Origin of the sequence: Paenibacillus solani (assembly GCF_050475945.1) — a bacterium.
GTDB classification, from domain to species: domain Bacteria; phylum Bacillota; class Bacilli; order Paenibacillales; family Paenibacillaceae; genus Paenibacillus_AQ; species Paenibacillus_AQ solani_A.
The window spans coordinates 169,283-194,246 of sequence record NZ_JBCMXJ010000016.1 but is presented as its reverse complement, the minus strand read 5'-3'; the positions used below and the strand labels follow the sequence as shown (position 1 = coordinate 194,246).

Here is a 24,964-nt window from a genome sequence, read left to right as displayed (position 1 = left end):
CATGGTGGGACTGCCTTTTTTGATGCTTCTGAAGTGGCGTTGCCCCCGTAATGGAGTGTTTCTTTTTTACTTGAAGGAACATGGCTTGCTTGACAAGCGTGCGTAATCGCCTTCATTGACGCTGCCTTATTTTTCAGGCATTATAAGAGAAGAGTATCTTCATGAAGAGGGGGTTATTGCGTATGCTTACGACGGAGCAGATCATTAATACGATGTCGGAACATGGGCTGCGCATTACCGATCAGCGCAAGACGCTTGCCAAATTGTTTGGAGAACATCCTGGATATTTGACAGCTAAGGATGTATACGAATATATGGGCCAGAAATACAGCGGTTTGAGCTTCGATACGGTGTATCGTAATCTTCGGGTAATGTACGAGCTTGGTGTATTGGAGCAGGTTGTGTTTGAGGAAGGAATCAAATTCCGCGGAAGCTGCAGCGAAGATCATCATCATCACCACATGATTTGTCTGCAATGTCAGAAGACCTACCCCATTATGTTTTGCCCTATGCAGCTGACCGATGCACCTGAGGATTTTCAGGTGGTTCAACATAAATTCGAAGTATTCGGTTATTGCGGAGATTGCGGCAAAGACCAAGGCGAGAAGGGATCTTCACCATCCGTAGGCGGGAAGAGGGACGGCCAGGTATGAGCTCGCCACGCAGGATCGTCAAGGCACCCATACACTTCTATCGAAAATTCATTTCTCCCTTAAAGCCGGCGACCTGCAGATTCTACCCAACCTGCTCAGCCTACGCACTGGAAGCCATTGAGGTGCATGGTGCATGGAAGGGCTCCTGGTTAGCGGCCAAACGTATTGCAAGATGCCATCCATTTCATCCGGGAGGCATTGATATGGTTCCGCCGCGAAAGGGAGAAACGCACACATCGCTGGCTGAGGAATTAGAATGAATCAGATGGACCAGCGATCAGCTTGACACACCGCTGTCCGTTTGATTAAAATGTAAGAAATTATAGGTATATCCGAGGAAGAGATAAGTACGAAATGCACATGCCTTGAACAGAGAGCCGGAGTAGCTGGAAACCGGTCTTGGCGGGTTTCGGAAAATGGTCTTGGAGGATCCGCTTTTGAGCGATGCAGCTGCAGGGCTGCCGTAAAGGAGCGGCGTGAGCCAGCGTTAATGGACGGCCGGTATATGACGGCAGATGAGCCTGTTACCCGCAAGGGGACAGGGAAATTGGGTGGTAACACGTGAGAGTAGCTCTCGTCCCATGAGGACGGGGGTTTTTTGCTATGTACTGCTGTTTATTCTTGAAACCATGGTCAATCGCCTCCAGTGGCGACAATCAATTTACGGAAAAGGAAGGTTACGATGACAGACCAAAAGACGTTTTATATTACAACACCAATCTATTATCCAAGTGACAAGCTGCATATCGGCCATGCATATACGACGGTGGCGGGCGATGCTATGGCCCGTTACAAGCGGCTTCGCGGATACGATGTACGTTATTTGACGGGTACCGATGAGCATGGGCAGAAGATTGAACGCAAAGCGGCAGAGGCTGGGAAAACCCCGCAGCAGTTCGTTGACGACATCGTTGCTGGCATCAAGGATCTATGGAAGAAACTCGATATATCAAACGAAGATTTCATTCGTACCACGGAGAAGCGCCATACCACGGTCGTGCAGGATGTATTTGAACGCCTGTTGAAGCAGGATGACATCTATAAAGGAGAATACGAAGGTTGGTATTGTACCCCTTGTGAATCGTTCTTCCTGGAACGACAGCTGGTAAACGGCAACTGTCCGGACTGCGGCCGACCGGTAGAACTTGTGAAGGAAGAGAGCTATTTCTTCCGCATGAGCAAGTACGTGGACCGTCTGCTTCAGTACTATGAAGAAAATCCGGATTTCATTCAGCCGGTATCCCGCAAGAATGAGATGATCAACAATTTTATTAAACCCGGCCTGGAAGACCTGGCAGTATCCCGCACGACTTATGAGTGGGGCGTAAAGGTGAAGAGCGATCCCAAACATGTTATCTATGTGTGGATTGACGCTTTGCTGAATTATATAACGGCTCTGGGATACGGCACAGAGGACACCAGCTTGTATGATAAATACTGGCCGGCCGATGTACATCTGATGAGTAAGGAAATTGTGCGTTTCCATACAATCTACTGGCCAATCATTCTAATGGCACTGGATGTTCCGCTTCCCAAAAAGGTATTTGCTCATGGCTGGCTGCTTATGAAAGACGGCAAAATGTCCAAATCCAAAGGCAATGTGGTTGATCCGGTCACAATGATCGACCGTTATGGACTGGACGCACTTCGCTATTACTTGCTGCGCGAAGTTCCGTTCGGCGCAGATGGTACGTTTACGCCGGAAAGCTTCGTAGAGCGGGTAAACTCTGACCTGGCCAATGATCTGGGTAATCTGCTAAACCGAACCGTTGCCATGGTCGACAAGTATTTTGATGGAGAGGTTCCTGCTTTTACACCAGGGGTCACGCCATATGACGCAGCGATTGAAGAAGCGGCCAAGTCGGTATATGAGAAAGTCGAATCCGCGATGGAGAATATGGAGTTCTCTGTGGCTTTGACAGCTATAAGCCAGTTTATCAGCCGCAGCAACAAGTATATTGATGAGACCCAGCCGTGGACGCTGGCCAAGGATGACAGTAAACGTAATGAGCTCGCCTCTGTCATGAGCCACTTGGTGGAAACGCTCCGCGTTGCCTCCATTCTGCTCCAGCCATTCTTGACCCGTACGCCGAAGAAAATGTGGGATCAACTCGGTCTGTCAGAAGGAGAGCTGACCACTTGGGAAAGCGGTCGCCAGTTCGGGGCCATTCCAGCTGGTACAAAGCTTCAAAAAGGTGAGCCGATCTTCCCTCGCCTCGATCCGGAGCAAGAGGTCGCCTACATTGCTGAAGCCATGACAGGCGGGACGAAGAATGCCCAGGAAGAGTCCCCAGCTTCGGCAGAAGGCGCAAGTGTTGAGGAGCCGGTTGAGCTTAAAGAGGAAATCGGCATTGAGGATTTTGCCAAAGTCGAGCTTCGTGTCGCGCAAGTCATCGCGGCTGAGCCGGTCAAGAAAGCAGATAAGCTGCTTAAGCTGCAGCTTGATCTCGGTTTTGAGCAGCGACAAGTGGTATCGGGCATCGCCAAGTTCTATACGCCAGAGGATTTGGTAGGACGCAAAGTAATTTGCGTTACCAACCTGAAGCCAGTAAAACTTAGAGGTGAAATGTCACAGGGCATGATTCTGGCTGCTTCCCATGGCGACCAGCTGACGCTTGCAACGGTGCCGGAGGGCATGCCAAACGGTGCGGTTGTAAAGTAATAAGCGCCTCAATTGAATGAAGACGAAGTAGACGGTGTACCCTGATAATGGGTACACCGTTGTTTTGTCTCTCAGTTAATGTGTAGAATAACTCTATCGAAAATTAATAGTAATTTTTACGATTTAGTTGACAATCATGTTTGCTTGCTCTTATAATCTTGTTAGTAAAGATTACGATTAACAAATCATAAACATGGATATGGGAGATGAATATGAACAAGAGAAAGAGCATGAGCAAGCTGAATGGATGGACGTGGAGTGTGACCTCTATATTGTTGACTGTACTTATTCTGTCGGGCTGTGGAAGCAAATCCGGCGGAGGCATCGTAGAAGGTAAGGTAAATGTGATGACGACCTTTTATCCAATATACGAATTTACGAAGGAAATTGGCGGAGACGAGGTAAATGTGGTGAATCTGCTGCCAACCGGCGTAGAGCCGCATGATTGGACACCCCGCAGTCAGGATATTGTAAATACTTCCAAATCTCAGCTGTTCCTTTATAATGGTGCGGGACTCGAGGGATGGGTGCCCGGTTTTTTGAAGGGCCTGGACCGCGATACTCAAGTAAAACCTGTTGAAGTAAGCCAAGGTATTAAACTTATTGATGCCATGGGGGATGATGGTCATGGGCATGGGGAAGGGGCTCATGATGAGGAGCACGATCACAGCCATGAGGAAGGTGTAGAAGAGGATCATGCAGGTCATGACCACGAGGAAAAGTCAGCTGAGACTAGCGCAGACACCCATCATACGGATCCGCATACATGGGTAAGCCCGAAATCGGCCCTGATCATGGCTGAGAATATCAAGAATAGTCTGGTCGAGGTGGATCCTGAGCACAAGGATGGTTATGAACAACGTTTTGAAGTCTTGAAAGAGAAACTGACCAAGCTGGATAACGACTTTACAAGCGAGTTGTCCAAGTTGCCGAAAAAAGACATTGTCGTCTCACACCAAGCTTTTGGCTATCTCTGCCGGGATTATGGCTTGACCCAGCATGCAATTATGGGGCTCTCACCAGATGCTGAGCCTAGGGCGCAGGATATCGTGAACCTGACCAAGACGGTGAAAGAGAAGGAAGTGAAGTATATTTTCTTCGAAGAACTTGTTTCGGATAAACTTGCCAAAACGCTGGCAAATGAAGCAGGTGTGGAAACTTTGGTGCTGAATCCAGTAGAGGGACTGACCAAGGAGCAGGCGAATAGCGGCGAGAATTATTTCACCCTGATGGAAAAAAATTTGCAAAATCTAACGAAGGCCCTACAATAATTAAGAAGGGGGGATGATCCCCCTCTTTTTTATGTATAATAGATATCCGGGATGTTCATATATTTAATAGAAATTACAAAAGAGAGGCGGCCTGATTATGGAACCGGCAGCACCTAATTGCCACCAACCCATTGTACAAATCAAAGATGTATCCTTTCATTACCGTGATCAACAGGTGATCAAGGATCTCAATTTTTCCATTAAAGAGCGGGATTTTGTAGGCATTGTCGGATCTAACGGTGCAGGTAAAACCACTTTACTACGTATGATTGTCGGATTGCTGCCTGCTGCAGAAGGGACTATCGAGCTGTTCGGCCAGCCGATCCGTAAATTTCAGGATTGGGAACGGATTGGATATGTACCGCAGAAGAATTCCTTCAATCCGCTGTTTCCTGCCACTGTGCGTGAAGTGGTCATGTCTGGATTATATAATAAGAAAAAAATGTTTCGACGTATAAACCGTTTGGATCATCAGAAATGTGAGGACGCACTTGAAGTGATGCGGATCCAGGATATTGCCGATAAGCGGATCGGGGCCTTATCCGGTGGCCAGCAGCAGCGTGTTTTCCTTGCCCGTGCCCTGATTAATCGCCCGGATTTGCTCATTCTGGACGAGCCTACGATCGGTATTGATGCCGAGACTCAAGCCGGATTTTTTGAATTAATTACCCATATGCATGCCCATCATCATATGACTTTCTTGATGGTTACGCATGATTTGGATATGGTCAAAGACTATTTGGGAGAGTCTCCCGTATCGCAGAATGGCAAGATTCAGTTCTTTGTAAGACATTCCCATGACATCGAGAATTGTGACGAAGTGGATTTGCAGCATTCACTGGTATGAGTATATAATTCGCAGACCGAAAATTTTTGAAGCAGAAGAAGGAGACGTTATCATTGCTGGATATTTTGCTTAGCGATTTTTTTCAGCGGGCGCTGATCGGGGGAGTTCTGATCGGTATTACAGCTCCGCTAATCGGTATTTTTCTCGTGCTGCGACGTTTGTCCATGATCGGCGATACGCTGTCGCATGTGACGATTGCAGGTGTGGCACTCGGATTCTTAATTGAAGTATACCCGCTTGCTGCGGGACTTGCTTTTGCGGTACTTGCCTCTTTTGCAATTGAAAAACTTAGAAAAGCATACAAAAGTTATGCAGAGTTATCGATTGCCATCATTATGTCAGGCGGGGTTGCGCTTGCTTCGCTGTTCTTCACTCTTGGGATGGGCTATAATACGGATGTAATGAGTTATTTATTCGGAAGCATCTACACGCTGGATTCCACGGATATTTATATGGTTGGTGGAGTGACTGTGATTGTCATAGCCGTAGTGATTCTGTTCTTCAAAGAGTTCTTTCTGCTCAGCTTTGAAGAGGATGCAGCCAGTGTCAGCGGTCTGCCTGTCAAAATGATGAATATGATCATTACAGTACTGACCGCGCTTGTTGTAAGCACCGCCATTAAGATTGTGGGTGCGCTTCTGGTATCCGCGTTATTGGTGATTCCGGTAGCTATCAGTTTATTGTTGGCAAGAAGCTTCCGAAGCTCCATCGTATTGTCGGTGATCATCTCCGAAATAGCCGTAATCGGGGGATTGATGCTTGCGGGCGTGTTTAATTTGGCACCAGGCGCAACGATTGTGCTGCTGCTAATAAGCCTGCTTATCATTACACTTGTCGGCAAAAAGGGTTTTACGACATAAGGGGGTTCTGAGATTTAATGGCTGATATCAATATCGGCATTGCGTTTGCTGCCGGTTTTGCATCGTTTATATCTCCATGCTGTTTACCGCTGTACCCGTCCTACTTATCCATTATTACCGGCATGTCGGTCAATGACCTGAAGAACGAGCAGAACCGCAAGGACGTCCGTTTCCGGACCATGACGCATACACTTGCGTTCATCCTTGGGTTTTCTGCCGTTTACTACACTCTCGGTTGGGGAGCGGGCTTATTCGGTGAATTTTTCACCGAATACCAAGACTTGATTCGCCAGTTATCTGCGCTGCTTATCATTGTCATGGGACTCATGCTTATCGGCATTTTTCAGCCTAAATTTCTCATGAAAGACCGGAAATTTAACTTTAAATCCAAACCGACCGGATACATAGGAACATTCTTGTTTGGCATCGGGTTTGCGGCAGGCTGGTCGCCTTGCGTTGGACCTATCTTAACTGCAATTATTGCCCTGGCAGCTTCTGATCCAGGAACTTGGTTCCCGCTGATTACTTCTTACTCTCTGGGATTCGCGGTGCCTTTCTTTATTCTGGCCTTTTTCATCGGCTCTACCCGCTGGATTCTTAAGTATTCAAGCATATTGATGAAAGTCGGCGGCGTATTAATGATTCTTATGGGGATTCTGCTCTTCACGGATCAAATGTACAAAATTACGATCTGGCTGCAAGGCATAACGCCGGAGTGGCTTAAATTCTAAGACCGGATAAGGCTGGTTCACTTCATAAGTCCTACTTGGGCAGGATTGGACCAGGACTTGCCAACCGGTCTCAAAAACATGTATCATAATTAGTGCAGGTAAAGCAGTTGTTATGAGCGTTATGTAATTATAGAAAAGAGGGAATAAGATGCCGACACCTAGCATGGAGGATTATTTGGAGCGCATCTACAAGTTGATCGATGAAAAAGGATATGCGCGCGTTTCGGATATTGCCGAAGGCTTGGAGGTTCACCCCTCATCCGTCACGAAAATGATTCAAAAGCTGGACAAGGACGATTATCTGATTTATGAAAAATATCGTGGCTTGGTTTTAACCAGCAAAGGCAAAAAAATGGGCAAGCGGCTCATGGAACGTCATCATTTGCTTGAGGAATTCCTTGAGATGATAGGTGTACAGGATGAAAATATTTACCGAGATGTTGAGGGAATCGAGCACCATTTGAGCTGGGATTCCATTACGAGAATTGAGACGCTTGTAGAGTATTTCAAGCGTGATGAGAACCGACTTCAGGATTTGCGTGACGTTCATAACCAATTAGTCAACGAATCGTAATGGGGCATCTGTCCGCTTGTGACAGATGCTTTTTTAACTCGATTGTCATACTTCATATGTTATATTAATAAGTTAGATTACCTGCAAATTTCATATTTTCGGAGGATTAATAGAAATGAAACTGCGTAGATGGTTGTTAGTGCTGATCATGCTGTTATTGTGTCTCCCGTCGGTGGTTCCTCCCGTGCAAGCGAAGGCGGCTAGTATCAGCATTCAGCTGGATGGTGTAAGCCTTAGCAGCGACGTATCTCCTTACATATTGCCAAAGGTCAATGTAACCATGGTTCCTACGCGGATTATTAGTGAAGGCCTTGGCGCTTCCGTTGCTTGGAATCAAAAGTCGAAGACGGTAACGATCGGCAAGGATGGTTCCAGCCTGCAGCTGACATCCGGCAAGAATATGGCCCTGGTTGATGGATCTGCCGTAGCGCTGGATGCCTCTGCCCAAATCAAGAATGGCCGGGTGATGGTTCCGCTCCGGTTTATCAGTGAGAACCTCGGTTTACAAGTTGAATGGAATCAAGCGGCACAACGAATATCGTTATTTACTGGGGTTGAACTTGTTCCTCCACCAGAGTTATCGAAAGAGGGGATTCGCGGAGCTTGGATATCCACGGTATTTAATCTGGATTGGCCCAAAGCGAAATCTACCGCACAGCAGCAGCAACAATCATTTATAACTTTACTGGATTCGCTGCAGGATGTGGGCATTAATGCTGTATACGTGCAGGTTCGTCCAGCCGGAGATGCATTGTATCCTTCAACCATGGTGCCGTGGTCGAAAGTATTGACAGGCATTCAAGGTAACGATCCCGGCTATGATCCGGTCGCTTTCATGGTAGAAGAAACGCATAAACGGAATATGGAGTTCCATGCCTGGTTCAACCCTTTCCGGGCAAACACCGATCTTCAGACCGCTTCGCTTCATCCATCCCATGTCGCCCTTCAGCACCCGGATTGGATCGTAAATGCCAATAAACAGCTGTATATCAACCCGGGAATTCCAGAAGCGAGACAGCATATTATTGATACAATCATGGAAGTGGTGAATGGATACGATATTGACGGTGTTCACCTGGATGATTACTTCTACCCGTCTAACACAGCCTTTCATGATGAAGCCGCCTATCGCCAATACAACAATGGGCAATATGCCAATATTGGAGAATGGCGCCGCGGGAACATCAATGATTTCGTTCAATCACTTGGTGAGAGTGTTCATCAAGCGAAACCTGACGTTGAGTATGGTATCAGCCCCTTTGGTGTCTGGCGCAACAAGTCGGTGGATAAGACAGGATCAGACACAAAGGCAGGTGTGACGGCTTATGACAGCATGTATGCCGATGTCAGAGCATGGATCCAGAATGGATGGATCGATTATGTCGCGCCGCAAATCTACTGGAGCATGAGCAATCCTGCTGTCGATTATGATAAGCTGGTTGATTGGTGGGTCGGTGAAGTACAAGGAACCGACGTTGACCTGCTGATCGGACATGCCCCATACAAACTGGGTACCAATGAGATCGGTTGGCAGAGTGCATCTGAAATCATCAACCAATTGAAATACAATCAGAATTATGACGAAGTAAAGGGCAGCATCTTCTTTAGGGCAGAAAATATTTTAAACAACCCACTGGGTTTTAAAGATCAATTGCAATCATATTATCGATAAAATAAGCCAAACCTGCAGGTATGAAACTTCCTCCGTGGTCATACATAGTCATTAGACTATGTATGAGCGGAGGATTTTTTATGCAAATCAACGCGGTTTTTGAGGGTGGGGGAGTCAAAGGCATATCGCTTGCCGGTGCTGTCAAGGCTGCGGAGAATGCCGGAATGGAATTCAGCCGCGTTGCGGGGACGTCCTCCGGTTCCATTGTCGCCTCGGTGCTGGCTGCTGGTTATTGCGCGGATGAAATGAAGCACATTATCGAGTCAACGCCTTTTCATTCATTCCTTCAAAGGGCCCCTATTTTTAATACGAAATATATTGGCCCAGCCTTAAGGGTGTTAATAAAGAAAGGGCTTTATTCCGGAGAAGCACTGGAGAACTGGATTCGGGAGATCTTGCTTGCCAGAGGGATCTTTACGTTCTCGGACATACCAGCGGGAAAGCTGTATATCGTTGCGTCTGATATTACAAACGGAAGACTGCTTGTGCTTCCGGACGATCTGCGCCAATACGGTATTAACCCTGCTACTTTTCCTGTGGCCAAGGCTGTGCGTATGAGCTGCAGTATTCCTTACTTTTTTGATCCGGTCATACTGCGCTTATTGGGCCGGGCTGCAAAGGGAAAGTCCTTTGGCGAACAGTTTGTTTACATCGTGGATGGAGGCCTGCTCAGCAACTTTCCATTATGGCTCTTCGATCGGGAATCGAAGGGAGGAACAAAGCCGCTGCCGGTGCTGGGATTTCAGATGGTGGGGAAGAACAGCAATGCACCGTATCTCATCGAAGGTCCCATCGGGATGTTAACAGCGATGTTCGAAACGATGCTCTCTGCCCATGATGAACGGTATATCGAGCAGCAAAACCGGAGTCGTACTATCAAAATTCCGACCCTTGGTATTGGAACCACCCATTTTAATCTGACCAGGGAAGAGAGCGAGAATTTGTACAATTCGGGCTTATCCGCAGGAACGATGTTTTTTTCCCGCTGGAGCTCGGAGCCTTAAAAAAACCGTCCACCCGAAATACTTGCACGGTGGACGGTTTTCTTGTTAATGATATTTAGGCACATCATCAGACGAATCCGATTTACCTTTGTTTCCATCGATAACCTGAAACGGGTATTGTTTGCGCTTGGTGGTTGGCGTGCTTTTCCGTACAGCCTGGTTCTTGGCCGCCAGCTTGGCGGCCGTTCGCTTGGACGGCTTCACCTTGGGCCGCTTGTTGAAACGGCGAGGCGGAAACTTGTAGAGCACGTACACGACTGCAACTATAATCAGTGGAATCAGCAGCTGCATTCTAGAACCCGGGTCTAACAGGAGCGCCAGCAGTCCAAAGCCGCCTAACGAGACCGCCGTCCAAAAAATGATCGCATGCCTTCTCATCGATTATCACCCTTTCGCGGGATCGAGCACACTTCCTGTCACAGATTGGTGAACGGGAACATTCTCGTATTGAGCATCTAACTCGCGCATTCTGTTGAAGGACGCGATAGATACTTCGACTTGATCATCGGTAGGTTCCTTCGTCGTCAGAAGCTGAAGCCACAGACCGGGATAACCGAGAAAACGGAGGATCGGCAGGTCTCGCATGGCATTCGTAAGCTTCAGGAATTCGAAGGAAACGCCAAGCACAACCGGTAGAAGTGCAATTCTTTGGATGACTCGCTGCGTCATGGTATCCCATGGCACTACGGAGTAGACGACGACGCCGAGTACGATGGTCAGCATCATAAAGCTGCTTCCGCAGCGGTAATGCAAGCGAGTATATTTCTGAACGTTCTTCACCGTTAGCTCTTCACCGGCTTCAAATGCGCTGATAACTTTGTGTTCCGCACCATGATATTGGAATAGTCTTTTGATAACAGGTGTCTGGGAGATTGCCCACAAATACACAAGGAGCAGGATTAACTTAATGACACCTTCAATCAGGTTATGCAGAATGTAGTTATCAAATGAACTGCCAAACAAGAAATCTTCTACAAAAACAGGAACGAGTGTAAACAGTAGCTTGCCGACTACAAAGGATAGCACGCTGACAGCGGCTACACCGATGATCATGCTTAGACTCCAGCCTGAGTCTTCCTTCTCCTTCTGCTTCTCCCGTTCTTCAGGCTCCAGGGTATCATCAGCATAAGCATCCGCCGAGTAATTCAAATGCTTGGAGCCTTTTATTGTGGAATCTATGAGACTGACGATGCCGCGAAGAAGCGGAATCTTCCGCAGCTTCCGAATCCATGCCTTGTCTTCGCGAGGCACCTCGAGAAACTTGATTTCATTATTCTTACGTCGCACGGCTGTCACATTCACATGCTTGCCGCCGAACATAACGCCTTCGATTACAGCTTGGCCTCCATAGCTGATCGGGGTTGACTTATCGGACAACCAGCTCACCCTCCCTGACATATTATTCGTTCTATTAACTATTGTATCGAATTTTGATCGTAATTTCTAGTTGGATTAGCTCGGCCGAAGCGGAGCATACTACTTTGCGATAAGAACAAAAGATATGTCGTTCTTCGATAAGCCTAGAGAGGGGAATCCATAGATGCATGAATATCAGTTTCGGAAGCAAAATCAAATTACAAATCCTATTTTGTTCGCCTTGGAGCTGGGCTATTACGCAGGATTGATCTGGGGTGCCGTGCTCTGGCTGTTTTACTGGTTGAAATTTACGAAAGTGCTGCCGGGTTTCTTGCTGGAGCCATTCTTTAAACATGACTTCCTTGTAACCACGGCAGGTCAAATTGCCGGTTGGTTATCCTTCATCGCTTTTTCTGTTATCGCCTCGCTGCTTTATGTGATTCTGTTCAGAAAGCTCAAGGGCCCCTGGCCTGGCATTATTTACGGAATCGTATGGTGGGTGGTGCTGTTTGTAGCGCTGAATCCCTGGCTTCGGTTAACGGAACCTGTGAAGAAGCTGCCTTGGGATACGAATATATCCGAGTTTTGCATTTTTATATTGTGGGGGTTATTTATCGGATATACCGCTGCGCAGGAATTTACAGATGAAAAACTGCGAGAACCCAAGAAGGTAATTGGTTAAAGTGCGTGTTCAAAAAGGTCGATTTTCAGCACCGAAGCTTATGCTTCCGAAGTGCGTTTTTTCAAAACGCTTTAGGTTGGATGAAGCTAGGGACGTCAGGAGCGGAGCTACACGTTTCCGCAGAAAACGCCTTCGAAAGCATCTGCTGTTTTAGGTACGTGAGCACCTGAAATGTTTCCGTAGGAAACATGCTTCGGAAGCATCTGCTTAGGCCCGGCTGAATTCAAGATTCGATGGCGAGTTGCTTCCTGATTCGCTTCGTGTTAGATATAGGATTTATAAGTTATCAACGGAGTTGATGAAATTCTATATCGCAAGAAAACCTACTTCCGAATCGCGGTCGCTCAGCATTTGAATTTGCCTCGATTGGTTTTCTTATCAAAAGCGGACTTTTTGAACAACCTCTTAAAGAAGAAAAACTTCTCAATCCTACATCGCCTATGGTAAAATAGCTTTTGGTTATTTGACGAAAAGGTGGGGAGCCCTATGAAAACCATATGGGTGATCAACGGACCGAACTTAAACCTGCTCGGCTTCCGTGAACCGGGTATTTATGGTTCACTCAGTTTGCAGGCGATCGAAGAGCAATTGCGTAAACAGGCGGATATCGCCGGTATCCGTATTTCCTTCTATCAGTCCAATCATGAGGGTGCTATCATTGATCGTATCCACGAAGCGATTGGACAGGCGGACGGCATACTTCTCAATCCGGGAGCACTGACCCATTACAGCTACGCAATACGTGATGCCATCAGCTCTGCACGAATTCCGACAGTAGAAGTTCACTTATCGAACATTCATGCCCGAGAGGAATTCCGCCATACTTCCGTTATAGCACCAGTTGCAGCGGGACAAATTGCCGGTTTTGGCGCAGCGAGTTACACATTGGGGCTGTCGGCCCTATTGCAAGTTCTGGATAATCAAGAAGGGTAGCTAGATTTCTGTATAGCTTGCCCTCCTACGGGGCAGCGGTTATTGCAGAAAATGTTCACAAACCCAGACTGGCAATCCGAACATTATCGAAGACGTTTTTTGCCGGCTTCATACTGGCTTAAGACAAGGGCGAGGAGAGGGTAAGAATGAGCAACAAACGAGTCGTTAAACTACGCGAGAAGCTCCAGACCAAAGGCTTGTCGGCGTTGCTGGTGGCAAGCCCGATCAACCGCAGATATTTATCAGGTTTTACTGGCTCCGCCGGATATGTTCTGGTTACGAGCAATGAGAACTATCTGCTGACGGATTTCCGTTACATGACGCAAGCTCCGCAGCAAGCAACCGGATTTAAAGTGGTTGAGCATGGTGCGAACGTCATGGAGACCGTTAAAGAACTGCTTTCTTCCGAAGGGATTACATCGCTTGGATTTGAACAAGATCATGTTACATACGGCGTGTTTTCCACTTATTCGGAACAACTGGCTCCAATCAGCCTGGTTCCGGTTTCTGGGATGGTCGAGGAACTGAGAATATTCAAGGATGCTGAGGAACTGAAAATTATGCAGCGGGCTGCTGATTTGGCCGATCAAACATTCAGCCATGTACTGACGATTCTGGCTACTGGCAAAACAGAGCGGGAGATCGATCTGGAGATGGAAATGTTTATGCGTACGAATGGTGCTACATCCTCTTCCTTTGATACGATCGTAGCTTCGGGAGAACGTTCAGCGCTTCCGCACGGCGTTGCCAGCGAGCGCGTGATTCAAGGAAACGAATTCGTTACGTTTGATTTCGGTGCGCTGCTGGATGGATACTGCTCTGATCTGACAAGAACAGTCGCCCTTGGCAGCCCAGATCCTAAACTGAAAGAAATTTACGATATTGTGCTGGAAGCGCAGCTTCATGCACTGGATCATATCAAGCCTGGTATGACGGGGCGCGAGGCAGACGCATTAACGCGTGATATTATTTCACGTTACGGATACGGGGAATATTTTGGTCACAGCACAGGGCATGGTTTAGGCATGGAGGTTCATGAATCTCCGCGACTGTCCAAGCTGAGTGATGATGTGCTGCAGCCGGGTATGGTGGTCACTGTAGAGCCGGGGATTTACTTGCCGGGTCTTGGTGGTGTCCGCATCGAAGATGATATTGTAATCACAGAAACGGGTATTCACATACTAACAAGCTCGTCGAAAGATTACACCGTGCTCTAAGAGTTGTTCAATAAGCAGACGCTTTGAGCTTGTACTTCAAGAACGTTATGTACTATATTAATTAGACCGTAACCTTAGGAGGGAATCTTAGTGATTTCAGTTAACGATTTTAAAACAGGTTTGACCGTAGAAGTAGATGGCGATATTTTTACCGTTTTGGATTTCCAGCATGTAAAGCCAGGTAAAGGTGCTGCTTTCGTCCGTTCCAAGCTCAAAAACCTTCGTAATGGCAACACTGTTGAGAAAACATTCCGCGCAGGAGAAACGATTGGCCGCGCCATCATCGAAAACCGTGGCGTACAGTATCTTTATGCTAGCGGGCAAGAGCATGTATTTATGGATAACGAAACCTATGATCAGTTCAGCTTGACCAGTGAACAGCTGGAATGGGAACTTAACTTCTTGAAAGAAAACATGAACGTGCATATTATCAGTTACCAAGGGGAAATCCTCGGGATTAACCTGCCAAACAGCGTTGAGTTGAAAGTAGTTGAAACGGAGCCAGGCATTAAAGGCAATACGGCTACAGGTGCAACCAAGAACGCGAAATTGGAAACCGGTCTGAATGTACAGGTTCCACTGTTCATTAACGAAGATGATGTACTTCTAATTGATACCCGCGAAGGTAAATATATCTCCCGTGCATAGTATGCATGCGGGCGCCTTCATCTATTGACAGGCTGCCTTTATCTTCAGAAGCAACATGACTCCTGTACAATTGTACGGGAGTTTTTTTGCGATATACGGGGGGTTTTTGCTCGTATCATGCCCTTTTGCTCTGAAAAGCCTTGACGGGGTGACTCTCTTTCGTATTATACTGTTTTAAAGTGAGAAACCATCTGAGTACTGTTACATATTGATATTAGTGGGGAGTGAAAGAAGCATTGTCATTGTACGTCATGAAATTCGGAGGCAGCTCTGTAGGAGATACAGAACGCATGAAACGCGTTGCCAGAAGAATTGTGGAGAAGCAAGATGAAGGCCATCAATGTGTAGTCGTAGTATCTGCTATGGGAGATACGACAGACGATTTAATTGATCAGGCTAAACTGTTGAACGAGAATCCACCGGCACGGGAAATGGATATGCTGATGACCACAGGGGAGCAGATATCCATCTCGCTGTTATCGATGGCTATTCATGGCTTGGGACGTAAAGCGATGTCGTTTACCGGCTGGCAGGCGGGATTCCGCACCGAAGCCGTCCATGGCAAAGCCCGTATAAATGATATTAAGCCAGAGCGTGTTCACCAAGCGCTGGCTGAAGGGAATATCGTTATCGTTGCTGGATTCCAGGGGATGTCTGAAGATGGTGAAATTACTACGCTTGGACGCGGGGGATCAGATACCACTGCGGTGGCTCTTGCCGCTGCAATTCAAGCGGACGTATGCGAAATATATACCGACGTGGACGGCATTTACTCGACCGATCCACGGGTTGTCAAATGTGCACGTAAGCTTAAAGAGATTTCCTATGACGAGATGCTGGAGCTTGCCAATCTTGGTGCAGCTGTTCTTCACCCGCGTGCGGTTGAGTATGCCAAACATAATCAGGTGAAGCTTGTCGTCAGATCCAGCTTTAATCATAACGAGGGTACGGTTGTTAAGGAGGAAGCAAGCATGGAACAAGGTGTGGTTGTCAGCGGAATTGCATTTGATAAGAACGTGGCAAGGATCAGTATTCTGGGTGTTTCCGATACGCCGGGCGTGCTCGCACAAGTGTTCGGCGAACTTGCCAAAGCAGAGATTGACGTTGATATTATCGTTCAGAGTGGCGTGCAGAATGGTGAAGCAGATTTCTCCTTTACCGTTTCCTTGGCGGACACGGACCGTGCATTATCGGTCATCGAGAACATTCGCAGCGAAATTCCGTACCGTGATGTAACCTCGGAAGATAATCTTGTGAAAGTATCGATTGTCGGAGCTGGTATGGTCAGTCACCCTGGTGTCGCAGCCAAAATGTTTGATGTGATTTCCAGAGAGGGAGTCAGCATCAAAATGGTCAGCACATCTGAGATCAAAGTATCCTGTGTTATTGAAGGAAGCAATCTGGAAGGAGTCGTACAAGCGCTTCACACTGCGTACGGCCTCGATACAGATCAGCAGGCTTTGGTCGGAGGACCGCAGGTTCGGCGGTAAATAAAGCCTTATTGAAAACTGTAATTATTAATTTTAATAGACTAAATCCCGGTCGATAGCGACCGGGATTTTTTGCGTTGTCCAAAGATTGATATTCGTTTCTATGAAATTACAAGAAATAGAGATAAAACGAGAGTTCTTCGCATAATTTTAATCATCACAGATGTGAAGAAGGTAGAAGGAGGATAATATCGCATGTTGGACAAGTTTGTCGCTAGCATGGCAACGCTTCGCTTTTTCTCCGGTGGGCTCGAGATCGTGGCGGCTATTATCATGCTGCGTTTGAACCAGGTGGATAAAGCGCTGGCCGTAAATTCTGCATTGGCCTTCATGGGCCCGCTGGTCCTTATCGTAACAACCGCGATCGGTCTTGTGGGAATGGCAGATAAATTGTCTTGGGGGAAGATTGGGTGGATTTTATGTGGGGTCTCTTGTCTCTTATACGGAGTTTTAAAAAGATGATAGATTCGCTGCATATTTCCCCGGTACAAGCATACACATGGGATAAGAAGTTCTCTTATTAGAAGATGATCAAAAAAAGGACAACTCTGGGGGAAATTGATATGACACTGAATTGGTTAGAGCTGTTTCCCGAAACCGTGAAACGAATGCTGCACAATTTATCGAAAGAGCTTCTTGATCATGTAGAGGAGGTGCGGATCCGGGAGGGTCGTCCGCTTGAGATCAATTCAGCGGGCAAGCATCATTTTCTGGACCGTCAAGGCGGACTTACTTTACGGCCTGAGGAAGCATATATCCCGACGCGCGAAGATACCCACAGGCTGCTCGATTTGATCAGCAATCACTCCCTCTACACGATGGAAGAAGAACTGCGCAAAGGCTTTATCACGATACCTGGCGGCCATCGTGTCGGGCTTACCGGCCGGACCGTGCTCAGCGGGGGGAAAGTGGAGCATATTCGGGATATCAGCAGTTTTAATGTCCGGATCGCCAAGGAGATTCAGGGAGCGGCGGATGAGATGCTTCCGCATTTGCTTGATCGGAAACAAAAACGGGTGATGCACTCACTGATTCTATCTCCCCCCCAACATGGCAAAACCACACTGTTAAGAGATCTGGCACGACAAATCAGCTACGGCAAGTGGGGCAATTCGGCCGTGCATTGGCCGGGCATGAAGGTTGGAATTGTTGACGAGCGCTCTGAGATTGCCGGTTGTTTGCGCGGAGTACCCGGATTCGACGTTGGCCCTCGCACTGATGTGCTTGATGGTTGTCCGAAAGCTGAAGGAATGATGATGATGATCAGGTCCATGTCCCCGGATGTTCTGATTGTGGACGAGATTGGCAGGCCCGAGGATGCAGAGGCTGTCATCGAGGCGCTGCATGCAGGCATCAGCGTGATTGCCACCGCACACGGCTCATCCGTACAGGATATGCGGGTCCGTCCAGCGCTCTTTGGACTCCTGGAAAACCGGTTGTTTGAGATGTACGCGGTTTTGAATAGAAATGGAGAGCACAGATCATACAAGCTGTACGACGGAGGCCAGCGGGCCCTTCAAACGACAATGAGCCGTTCACCGGGCGGTGACGCCTATGCTTAAACTGGTGGGGGCTGTACTCGTGCTCGGAGCCGGTACGCTAGCGGGTTTTTTTCAGGCCCAGCAATTTGCAGCCAGGCCCAGGCAACTGCGAGAATTGATTCTTGCTCTGCAACGGTTGGAGACGGAGATCAGCTATGGATTAACGCCCCTTCCTGATGCGCTAGAGCGTATCAGTGCTTCCCTCCGCGAACCGCTCAAGTCATTGTTCGGCTCAGCGGCGCTCTACATGAGACCGGACTACGGTTTATCGGCACAGGACAGCATTCGCAAGGCGCTGGGAGAATATTGGAGGCGAACGTCCATGAGAAGTGCCGAGCGTGAAGTGTTAGAGCAGCTAAGCGGCGTACTTGGCACCAGTGACAGGCAGGACCAGATCAAACATATTGCACTGGCCGCCCACCAGCTCAAGCATGAAGAAGCGGCGGCGAGGGATGACCAGGTCAAATATGAAAAGATGAGCAAAAGTCTGGGGCTGCTCATTGGAGCATTGATCGTCATTTTGATCTTTTAGCGAGGTGCCAAGGGAATGAACATTGAAGTGAATGCCATCTTCCAGATTGCCGGGATCGGAATCATTATAGCCATGATCCATACCGTGCTGAAACAGATGGGTAAAGAGGATATGGCACATTGGGTAACCCTAATCGGGTTTGTGGTTGTGCTGTTCATGGTTGTACGATTGCTCGACGATTTGCTGAAGGAAATCAAAAGTATTTTTCTATTCCAGTAGGTGGACTCTTATGGAAATGATCCAGGTGGTAGGACTGGGCCTCATCGCTACCGTTCTGATATTGATCGTGAAGGAACAGAAACCGCTCTTCGCTTTTCTTCTAGCTGTGTCGACTTCGGTTCTAATTTTTCTGCTCCTGGTTGGGAAGATCGGCAATGTTCTGTCCATGCTGGAAGATTTAGCGGAGAACTCAGGAGTTCAAATCATCTATCTGAAGACGGTTTTGAAAATTATCGGAATTGCCTACATTGCAGAAATGGGGGCCCAGATCGTGCGGGATGCCGGACAGGAATCAATCGCATCCAAAATAGAAATGGCGGGAAAAGTGCTCATATTGGTGCTCGCTGTACCGATTATCGGGATCATCATCGAGACGGTCCTGAAGCTCCTCCCGGCTTAATAAAGGTGGAGGGGACATGGGAAGAGGAGCGATACTTCGAAGAAGCATGGCCGTCTTTCGACTACTGATTCTGATGTTGCTTCTATCCGGCATATTCTGTGGCGTAGTTCATGCGACTGCAGCAAGTAATCCGGCTGATGGGTGGATAGAGCAGCAGACGGAGCAATTGCCGACAGAGCAGGTTGAGAAATACTGGGATCGGCTCATGAAGGATTATGGCGGTTTTTTTCCTGACGGAAGGACTCCCTCATTGATGGATATGCTGCTCCCGGGCGGTGACGGGCTGAACTTCAAGGGAGTTATGTCCGGGATCGGTAAATATTTGTGGCACGAGGTGCTCTACAACGGCAAGCTGCTCGCAACCATCGTGATGCTGAGTATCATGAGTCTGATCCTTGAGAATTTGCAGTCCGCCTTCGAAAAGAGCACTGTGAGCCGGGTTGCCTATACCATCTGTTATATGGTGGTTCTGATCATAGCCGTTAACAGCTTTAACATCGCCATTGGGTACGCACGGGATGCAATAACGCAAATGATCGATTTCATGATGGCTATGCTGCCCTTGCTCTTTGCGCTCATGGCTTCGATGGGCAATGTGGTAACCGTGTCAGTAGCTCATCCGCTCGTCATATTCATGGTACATACGGTAGGTACGTTGATCAGCACCATAGTATTCCCGCTGCTGTTCTTCTCGGCTCTCTTGCATCTGGTCAGTTCGCTATCTGAAAAGTACAAGCTGACCCAGCTTGGCAATCTGCTGCGCGGAATATCAATGGGCGTGCTGGGTGTGCTGCTCACCGTGTTTCTCGGCGTCATATCTGTTCAAGGATTAACGAGTTCGGTTACTGACGGAGTGACGATCCGGGCGGCTAAATATGTTACTGGCAATTTTGTACCGGTCGTCGGCAAGATGTTCGCTGATGCTACAGATACCGTGATCTCGGCCTCGCTGCTTGTTAAGAACTCGATTGGACTGGCCGGGGTCATCATCATCTTGTTCCTGTGTGCCTTTCCTGCGATCAAGATTCTGACGCTGGCCTTGATTTATAACTTGGCTGCTGCCGTCATGCAGCCGCTGGGCGACACTCCAATCGGTACTTGTTTACAGACGATCGGCAAGACGATGTTGTATGTTTTCGCCGCTCTTGCCGCCGTGAGTATGATGTTCTTCCTGGCGATTACAATTCTGCTTACGGCAGGCAACATTACTGTCATGATGAGGTGAAACAACAAGCGGCTGCGGCGTTCGATGGGGAGGAATGACGAATGGACTGGCTTGGAGGTTGGTTGAAAAGCGTCGTCATGGTGGTTCTCTTTGCAGCTTTTGTTGATTTGATTCTGCCGAGCAAGGCGCTTGAACGATACGCCAGATTGGTTCTGAGCCTGTTGATTCTGCTAACGCTTCTAAGTCCGATTGTTAAATTATTAACAGAGCCGCCAGAGAATCAATTGGCGCTGGAACTGGAGAGACAGGAGAAGGGGCTGCCGGAAGAGGTTCAATTAGAGCAGATTATGGCACAGGCAGAGAAAATCAAAGATATGCAGCAGAGTCAGAGTCTTCAGTGGGCAGGCAATGAATTGGCCCGCGTGATGAAAGAGGAAATTGAGCAAGAAACCGGGGAAGCGATCCAGGAAGTCAAGGTCATGCTGTCGGCAGTTGCTGGGAAGGACAAGGAATTTGCAAGCGCAGCGATCCGCTCGGTAGATGTGAGATTGGCTGGAGGTGAATTGACACATGAAGAGGTTATCAAGGAAACTCGGCAGCCCATTAACGTAACGCCAGTGGATTCCGTTCAGGTACAAGTCGAATCTAACACGTCTGAGCGAAAGAGGAAAGACGATGCCGAAGAGAAGGCTGAAGCAGTCAGTAAAACCCAAGCAGCAAGGGCAGAGCCGATTCGCCGTTATATCAGCAGGAGATGGGATTTGAAGCCGGATCTGATCGCGATATATATGCCGGGCCAAGAACAAGATAAAAAGCTTTAGTGGAGGTGAGGATGATGGGAAACTGGTTGAAGCGGTTGGAACAGTGGCTTGGGGGCGGGGCGAATGGAGTAAGGAAAATCCAGACCTTCCGCTGGTTGATTATTCTGGCTCTAATCGGGGTTGCGATCATGCTGTTCAACTCCTTTGTCAACGTAAAGAAACTGGATCACGAGAATATCGGTCGCGAGCCGCCGCAAGAGTCTGCTGTGATCTCAACAACTCCTGAGGGGGCTGCGGGCAGTGGAGGCAGTGCGTTTGAAAGTATCGAACAGGATTTTGAGATGCGCACAAAGACGATGCTGGAGCAGATTGTAGGTGTCGGATCCGTAGACGTCATGGTAACCGTAGAATCTACAGAAGAACTTGTTATGCAGAAAGATGTGAAAGACACACAGGAACTAACGGAAGAAACGGATGCTAATGGTGGTAAGCGTCATGTAACGAGCTATCAACGTGATGGACAGATTGTCACCTATGATTCTTCGGGTGATGAGACGCCGATTATAACCAAGAAGATCAAGCCTCAGGTACGGGGAGTACTCGTCGTAGCTAAAGGCGCCGAGAATGAAGTTGTAAAAAGTCTGATTGTGGATGCGATTCAGCGCGGTCTCAACGTCCCTTCCTACCGCATATCTGTAGTGCCGCGGAAGCAGGAATAGCAGCGAATCCTTTCAAGGATCAGATCCCGGAGTATCCATGCATATGTTTTTCATCCAAAAGGAGGAAATGTTCACATGAATAATAAAAGACAAACCATCTGGTTGGTATCCATGCTTAGTTTAATGGTTATTCTCTCAGCATACTATTTGTTCACAGACGATGCAGGCACGAAAGCACCACCGGTTGCTGAAAGCACGCAGGTGGATGGTCAGAAGCCTAATGCTGGCCAAGAAGCGAGTGGAATCACAGGGGCTGTAGATGAGCTGGTGATCAACGAAGTGCTCGAAGAAGGTACAGATGGAGATTCTGGCGCTAATGAGCAGGGAGCTGGACTGACAGATACCGGAGTTACCGGTGTAGATGACCCGGCGGAAGCCACACAAGGTAAAGAAGGGGAACAAGGTAAAACAAGCGGCAGCGCAGAGCAAGGCAAAGCTGGCGGAGAAGCGGATAAGGCAGCTGAACCCGAAGTTAAGGAGTCCAAGGAAGGATCCGAGAAATCCAAAGATACAAGCAGTATCGACAGCGGCGTGAAAACAGAGAAGGAAGTACTGGAAGAAGTGGCGGCTAACGCAACCTCAGCTGTAGCTCAATTGGATTCCTATAAGCTGGATCGCAATCAGAAAAATATGAAACTGTACGATGATTTAATTGCCAAGATAAACAATCATGAAAATCAGCCGGAACAAACGGCACAAGCAGCTGAGCAACTGAAAGCGGCCGAATGGAAAGAAGAGGTAATTAACAGCATTGAAGAATCACTGCAGCAGCAATTCGGCAACGCTGTTGTTAAGGAAGAGAGCGAGAAATATAATGTGGTTGTCCTGAGTGAGAAACTGGATGCAAAAGGCGCAGCGGGCATCATGAATCTGGTGATGAAGGAACTTAAAGTATCACCTGATAAAGTAACTGTTCAATATGTTACGCCATAAGCAGGTCTACAGATTTCAACAAAAATCCCGAAATTATGATTAACCTGAAAGAGTCTAAGGATTCCCTTGGACTCTTTCTATTTCGCTCGATTGTGATATAATACTCTAAGCTATTGACTGACTGTCCCAAGCGGGCTTCCAAGAAAGTGAAGGAGTGAACGTCGATAATGTTCAAATTAAATGAAATCAAGGAACTTATTAAGCTGGTGGATCAAACGTCCGTGCATGAATTGGAGATTGAAAGCGAAGGTACACGCTTATCCATTAAGAAACCGAATGCGGCCGAGATCGTAAACCATTACCAGGCAGCACCGCAAGCGTACATGCCGGCGCAGCAAGTGATGGCACCGCCAGTCGTGCAGCCAAGCACAGAGAATCAAGCACCTGCAGCAGCACCTGCGCAGGAAGCAGTGGAGGATAGCAACAGCTCATTACATAAAATCGTATCGCCGATGGTTGGAACCTTCTATCGTTCCCCATCCCCAGAAGCAGGGCCATTTGTAAGCCCTGGAGACAAGGTGAGCGACAAGACAACGGTCTGCATCATTGAGGCCATGAAATTGATGAATGAACTGGAAGCAGAGATCACAGGCGAAATCGTTGAAGTCCTCGCGCAGAATGGTCAACTTGTTGAATTCGGGCAGCCTCTGTTTCTGGTAAAACCGGAGTAATATGGAGGGACTCGCCAAGAACGAGAGTCATATGAGTCCGAAGGAGGTTACTGCATGACATTTCAAAAAATACTTATCGCGAACCGCGGAGAGATTGCTGTTCGTATTATCAGAGCTTGCCGGGAACTTGGCATCGCAACCGTTGCTGTATACTCAGAGCCGGATCGTGAATCTCTGCACGTTCGCTTGGCTGACGAGGCTTATTGCATCGGCCCGACTTTATCGAAAGACAGCTATTTGAATATTACCAATATCATAAGCGTCGCTACGTTGACCGAATGTGATGCGATTCATCCGGGCTACGGCTTTTTGGCCGAGAATGCGGATTTCGCTGAAATCTGTGAATCCTGCAATATCACCTTTATCGGCCCTTCTGCTGATGCAATTAACCGTATGGGCGACAAGGCGGTTGCGAAGCAAACGATGAAGGATGCTGGTGTACCGGTTATTCCGGGGTCCGATGGATTGGTTGAGGATTTGAATGAAGCCGTTATGCTTGCCCGGGATATCGGATATCCTGTCATTATAAAAGCAACAGCAGGCGGTGGCGGTAAAGGCATCCGAATCGCAGAAGATGAAGAAACGCTGGTTAAACAGATCACTAACGCCCAGCAGGAAGCTCAAAAAGCGTTTGGCAATGCCGGCGTTTATCTTGAGAAATACCTGACTGGCATGAAGCACGTTGAAATTCAAATCATCGCTGATAAACATGGCAATGCCGTTCATCTTGGGGAGCGTGACTGTTCTGTGCAGCGTCGGAGACAGAAGCTTGTTGAAGAAGCTCCTTGTCCGGTGCTAAGTGAAGAGGTACGCAGCCGGATGGGGGCAGCCGCAGTTCGTGCAGCGAAGGCGGTTAACTATTCGGGAGCGGGAACTCTGGAATTTCTATTGGGTCCAGATGGTCAATTTTACTTCATGGAGATGAATACACGAATTCAAGTGGAGCATCCAGTCACCGAAATGGTTACCGGAATCGATTTGATTCAGGAAATGATTCATGTGGCAGAAGGCAACCCGCTTTCTTTCAGCCAAGAGGATGTTGTCATCAATGGCTGGTCGATCGAGTGCAGAATTAATGCCGAGAATCCGGACAAGGGATTCATGCCTGCTCCTGGAACCATTCAATTCTATTTGCCTCCAGGCGGACCTGGTGTGCGTGTAGACAGCGGAGCATATCCTGGCTATACGATTTCACCTTTTTATGATTCCATGATTGCCAAATTAATCGTTTGGGCACCGACAAGGGATGAGGCGGTCGCGAAGATGAGACGTGCATTGGCTGAATTCGAAATTGAAGGAATTCATTCAACCATTCCATTTCATCAAAAGCTCTTGAAACACCCTACCTTCTTGAAAGGTGATTTTGATATTAAATTTCTGGAAGAAAATGAGATTTAAAAACTTTGGCCAAGTTTGTCATAAA

General features: G+C 47.8%; 28 protein-coding genes. 26 read left to right on the top strand and 2 right to left on the bottom strand.

Going from position 1 to position 24,964, the window contains the following annotated elements:
• Positions 1 to 182: 182 nt before the first annotated feature.
• The 10 genes from ABEQ74_RS19575 to ABEQ74_RS19530 all read left to right on the top strand — a co-directional run bounded on the left by ABEQ74_RS19575 (position 183) and on the right by ABEQ74_RS19530 (position 10,274).
• Entirely contained in the window at positions 183 to 653 is a 471-nt protein-coding gene (locus ABEQ74_RS19575; RefSeq protein ID WP_430123816.1) for a Fur family transcriptional regulator, read from the top strand.
• Positions 650 to 913: a membrane protein insertion efficiency factor YidD gene (gene yidD / locus ABEQ74_RS19570; RefSeq protein ID WP_430123814.1), complete on the top strand. Its 264-nt coding sequence runs from the start codon at positions 650 to 652 to the stop codon at positions 911 to 913. The genes ABEQ74_RS19575 and yidD overlap by 4 nt, the downstream gene beginning before the upstream one ends.
• Positions 914 to 1,335: 422 nt before the next feature.
• Positions 1,336 to 3,315, top strand: coding sequence for a methionine--tRNA ligase (gene metG / locus ABEQ74_RS19565; RefSeq protein ID WP_430123813.1), 1,980 nt, complete (start codon positions 1,336 to 1,338; stop codon positions 3,313 to 3,315).
• 212 nt (positions 3,316 to 3,527) lie between these two features.
• A complete protein-coding gene (locus ABEQ74_RS19560) occupies positions 3,528 to 4,586 on the top strand; it encodes a metal ABC transporter substrate-binding protein (RefSeq protein WP_430123812.1) in 1,059 nt (352 codons plus the stop codon).
• Positions 4,587 to 4,683: 97 nt separating this feature from the next.
• Positions 4,684 to 5,433, top strand: coding sequence for a metal ABC transporter ATP-binding protein (locus ABEQ74_RS19555; RefSeq protein WP_430123810.1), 750 nt, complete (start codon positions 4,684 to 4,686; stop codon positions 5,431 to 5,433).
• A gap of 56 nt (positions 5,434 to 5,489) precedes the next feature.
• Positions 5,490 to 6,293 carry a metal ABC transporter permease gene (locus ABEQ74_RS19550; RefSeq protein WP_430124240.1) on the top strand — a complete coding sequence of 268 codons (804 nt, stop codon included), beginning with the start codon at positions 5,490 to 5,492 and terminating at the stop codon, positions 6,291 to 6,293.
• Positions 6,294 to 6,310: 17 nt separating this feature from the next.
• A complete protein-coding gene (locus tag ABEQ74_RS19545) occupies positions 6,311 to 7,024 on the top strand; it encodes a cytochrome c biogenesis CcdA family protein (RefSeq protein WP_430123808.1) in 714 nt (237 codons plus the stop codon).
• A gap of 148 nt (positions 7,025 to 7,172) precedes the next feature.
• On the top strand, positions 7,173 to 7,598 hold the full coding sequence (mntR, locus tag ABEQ74_RS19540) for a transcriptional regulator MntR (protein ID WP_430123807.1): 426 nt from the start codon (positions 7,173 to 7,175) through the stop codon (positions 7,596 to 7,598).
• A gap of 115 nt (positions 7,599 to 7,713) precedes the next feature.
• Entirely contained in the window at positions 7,714 to 9,270 is a 1,557-nt protein-coding gene (locus ABEQ74_RS19535; RefSeq protein WP_430123806.1) for a family 10 glycosylhydrolase, read from the top strand.
• Positions 9,271 to 9,350: 80 nt separating this feature from the next.
• Positions 9,351 to 10,274, top strand: coding sequence for a patatin-like phospholipase family protein (locus ABEQ74_RS19530; protein ID WP_430123805.1), 924 nt, complete (start codon positions 9,351 to 9,353; stop codon positions 10,272 to 10,274).
• Between the two features lie 45 nt (positions 10,275 to 10,319).
• Here ABEQ74_RS19530 and ABEQ74_RS19525 read toward each other — a convergent pair whose 3' ends face one another.
• Together ABEQ74_RS19525 and ABEQ74_RS19520 are read right to left on the bottom strand one after the other, a co-directional pair.
• Complete coding sequence (locus ABEQ74_RS19525; protein ID WP_430123804.1) at positions 10,320 to 10,652, bottom strand: hypothetical protein; 333 nt, start codon at positions 10,650 to 10,652, stop codon at positions 10,320 to 10,322.
• Positions 10,653 to 10,658: 6 nt separating this feature from the next.
• Positions 10,659 to 11,651 (bottom strand): DUF1385 domain-containing protein, encoded by a 993-nt coding sequence (locus ABEQ74_RS19520; protein WP_430123803.1) that lies wholly within the window; start codon positions 11,649 to 11,651, stop codon positions 10,659 to 10,661.
• A 163-nt stretch (positions 11,652 to 11,814) separates the two neighbouring features.
• Here ABEQ74_RS19520 and ABEQ74_RS19515 point away from each other — a divergent pair, with 163 nt between their 5' ends.
• The 16 genes from ABEQ74_RS19515 to accC all read left to right on the top strand — a co-directional run bounded on the left by ABEQ74_RS19515 (position 11,815) and on the right by accC (position 24,939).
• Positions 11,815 to 12,312, top strand: coding sequence for a YqhR family membrane protein (locus ABEQ74_RS19515; RefSeq protein WP_430123802.1), 498 nt, complete (start codon positions 11,815 to 11,817; stop codon positions 12,310 to 12,312).
• A gap of 486 nt (positions 12,313 to 12,798) precedes the next feature.
• Positions 12,799 to 13,245: a type II 3-dehydroquinate dehydratase gene (gene aroQ / locus ABEQ74_RS19510; protein ID WP_053488871.1), complete on the top strand. Its 447-nt coding sequence runs from the start codon at positions 12,799 to 12,801 to the stop codon at positions 13,243 to 13,245.
• Positions 13,246 to 13,391: 146 nt separating this feature from the next.
• Entirely contained in the window at positions 13,392 to 14,462 is a 1,071-nt protein-coding gene (locus tag ABEQ74_RS19505; protein WP_430123801.1) for a M24 family metallopeptidase, read from the top strand.
• A 90-nt stretch (positions 14,463 to 14,552) separates the two neighbouring features.
• Positions 14,553 to 15,110, top strand: coding sequence for an elongation factor P (gene efp / locus ABEQ74_RS19500; RefSeq protein ID WP_430123800.1), 558 nt, complete (start codon positions 14,553 to 14,555; stop codon positions 15,108 to 15,110).
• Between the two features lie 236 nt (positions 15,111 to 15,346).
• The gene (locus tag ABEQ74_RS19495) at positions 15,347 to 16,600 is read left to right on the top strand and encodes an aspartate kinase (RefSeq protein ID WP_430123799.1); all 1,254 of its coding nucleotides are present in this window, start codon (positions 15,347 to 15,349) and stop codon (positions 16,598 to 16,600) included.
• Positions 16,601 to 16,795: 195 nt separating this feature from the next.
• The gene (locus ABEQ74_RS19490) at positions 16,796 to 17,062 is read left to right on the top strand and encodes a YqhV family protein (RefSeq protein WP_430123798.1); all 267 of its coding nucleotides are present in this window, start codon (positions 16,796 to 16,798) and stop codon (positions 17,060 to 17,062) included.
• Between the two features lie 101 nt (positions 17,063 to 17,163).
• Positions 17,164 to 18,162, top strand: coding sequence for a stage III sporulation protein AA (spoIIIAA, locus tag ABEQ74_RS19485; RefSeq protein ID WP_430123797.1), 999 nt, complete (start codon positions 17,164 to 17,166; stop codon positions 18,160 to 18,162).
• Positions 18,155 to 18,673 carry a stage III sporulation protein SpoIIIAB gene (gene spoIIIAB / locus ABEQ74_RS19480; protein WP_430123796.1) on the top strand — a complete coding sequence of 173 codons (519 nt, stop codon included), beginning with the start codon at positions 18,155 to 18,157 and terminating at the stop codon, positions 18,671 to 18,673. Before spoIIIAA ends, spoIIIAB begins: the two co-directional genes overlap by 8 nt.
• Before the next feature lie 15 nt (positions 18,674 to 18,688).
• Positions 18,689 to 18,892, top strand: coding sequence for a stage III sporulation protein AC (gene spoIIIAC, locus ABEQ74_RS19475; protein WP_007129715.1), 204 nt, complete (start codon positions 18,689 to 18,691; stop codon positions 18,890 to 18,892).
• A gap of 10 nt (positions 18,893 to 18,902) precedes the next feature.
• The gene (spoIIIAD, locus tag ABEQ74_RS19470) at positions 18,903 to 19,292 is read left to right on the top strand and encodes a stage III sporulation protein AD (RefSeq protein WP_430123795.1); all 390 of its coding nucleotides are present in this window, start codon (positions 18,903 to 18,905) and stop codon (positions 19,290 to 19,292) included.
• 16 nt (positions 19,293 to 19,308) lie between these two features.
• On the top strand, positions 19,309 to 20,517 hold the full coding sequence (spoIIIAE, locus tag ABEQ74_RS19465) for a stage III sporulation protein AE (protein ID WP_430123794.1): 1,209 nt from the start codon (positions 19,309 to 19,311) through the stop codon (positions 20,515 to 20,517).
• A 41-nt stretch (positions 20,518 to 20,558) separates the two neighbouring features.
• Positions 20,559 to 21,278 carry a stage III sporulation protein AF gene (spoIIIAF, locus tag ABEQ74_RS19460; protein WP_430123793.1) on the top strand — a complete coding sequence of 240 codons (720 nt, stop codon included), beginning with the start codon at positions 20,559 to 20,561 and terminating at the stop codon, positions 21,276 to 21,278.
• Positions 21,279 to 21,292: 14 nt separating this feature from the next.
• Positions 21,293 to 21,937, top strand: coding sequence for a stage III sporulation protein AG (spoIIIAG, locus tag ABEQ74_RS19455; RefSeq protein WP_430123792.1), 645 nt, complete (start codon positions 21,293 to 21,295; stop codon positions 21,935 to 21,937).
• 75 nt (positions 21,938 to 22,012) lie between these two features.
• The gene (locus ABEQ74_RS19450; protein ID WP_430123791.1) at positions 22,013 to 22,870 is read left to right on the top strand and encodes a SpoIIIAH-like family protein; all 858 of its coding nucleotides are present in this window, start codon (positions 22,013 to 22,015) and stop codon (positions 22,868 to 22,870) included.
• Positions 22,871 to 23,037: 167 nt separating this feature from the next.
• Complete coding sequence (gene accB, locus ABEQ74_RS19445; protein ID WP_430123790.1) at positions 23,038 to 23,541, top strand: acetyl-CoA carboxylase biotin carboxyl carrier protein; 504 nt, start codon at positions 23,038 to 23,040, stop codon at positions 23,539 to 23,541.
• Positions 23,542 to 23,595: 54 nt separating this feature from the next.
• Positions 23,596 to 24,939, top strand: a complete 1,344-nt coding sequence (gene accC, locus ABEQ74_RS19440; protein ID WP_430123789.1) for an acetyl-CoA carboxylase biotin carboxylase subunit — start codon at positions 23,596 to 23,598, stop codon at positions 24,937 to 24,939.
• Positions 24,940 to 24,964: the final 25 nt, after the last annotated feature.